This window comes from Alcaligenes sp. 13f (assembly GCF_020496585.1).
In the GTDB taxonomy this organism is placed as follows: Bacteria; Pseudomonadota; Gammaproteobacteria; order Burkholderiales; family Burkholderiaceae_B; genus Alcaligenes; species Alcaligenes phenolicus.
In genome coordinates this window covers 1-398 of record NZ_JAHKKC010000080.1, presented here as the reverse complement: position 1 = coordinate 398, position 398 = coordinate 1, and the positions used below count along the sequence as shown (strand labels likewise).

Below are 398 nucleotides of genomic sequence, written 5' to 3'. Positions count from 1 at the left end.
GCATTTAGACAGGCCTTCACCCGGATGGCGGTCGTCTCTGACTCTCCGTGTCCACCCCAGAGTAACTTCCGGCCCGCGAGGCTCCCGGACGACATGCCGGGGAGGCCGATGACGGCCTCCCCGGCAGCGGTTACGCGATGACTGCGGACTCCCGCAGGGAGGCGAGCGTGGGCTCGTCGTAGCCGAGCTCGGCGAGCACCTCGGCGGTGTCCGCGCCCTTCTCGTGCGGCGCCTCCGGCACCCGCGGCGGGGTGCGGTCGAACCGCGGCGCGGGCGCGGGCTGCACGACGCCGCCGATGTCGACGAACGTGCCGCGAGCGGCGTTGTGCGGGTGTTCCGCCGCCTCCCACGGGCTCAGCACCGGCGTCAGGCACGCGTCCGTGCCCTCGGCTTTCGCG

General features: G+C 73.4%; 1 pseudogene. It reads right to left on the bottom strand.

Going from position 1 to position 398, the window contains the following annotated elements:
* Positions 1-130 precede the first annotated feature (130 nt).
* Positions 131-398, bottom strand: a pseudogene (locus tag KOE80_RS20225) (CoA transferase); the annotation flags it as partial.